Below are 512 nucleotides of genomic sequence, written 5' to 3' on the forward strand. Positions count from 1 at the left end.
AGGGGATGATTTGGAGAACTTCTTCATTCGCATTAACGCACACAATAAGTTCTTTAGTAATGTACCCTATCAGATGATTGGCTTCTCTTATAACAGCCGTCAAGAGTTCTGTGCAGTTCTCACACAACCTTACATATTGGCAGAACGGGAAGCAACAGAAGATGAAATTGCTGAATACATGGAAGCGCTTGGCTTTGAAATGGATTATATAGACGAGTTCCATAACGACCAATATGAAGTGTTTGATGCCGTTCCCAACAATGTGCTGTACGGTATTGACAAGGACTTGTATTTTATTGATACTCAAATCAGACTAAAGAAGTAATTTGGATATATGTGTAGAGAGCCCCAACCTTATAATATGAATCTCATTAAAAGGTAGTATTCTTATCAAATGTTATCTCTGTCATTATTAATTCGACTTCATAAGCATATAAAGACTATATATTACAGTCAGAGGTCAAATTATACCCTCTCTTAATATAATTAATAACAGGTATAAAATGACCTCT

The 512-nt window shown here is 35.2% G+C and carries 1 pseudogene; it reads left to right on the forward strand.

From position 1 onward, the window contains the following. A pseudogene (locus DXA05_RS26295) lies at positions 1-325 on the forward strand (hypothetical protein); the annotation flags it as partial. Between the last annotated feature and the right edge of the window lie 187 nt (positions 326-512).

Origin of the sequence: Bacteroides sp. AM54-2NS, from assembly GCF_003602935.1 — a bacterium.
Taxonomy (GTDB): domain Bacteria; phylum Bacteroidota; class Bacteroidia; order Bacteroidales; family Bacteroidaceae; genus Bacteroides; species Bacteroides xylanisolvens.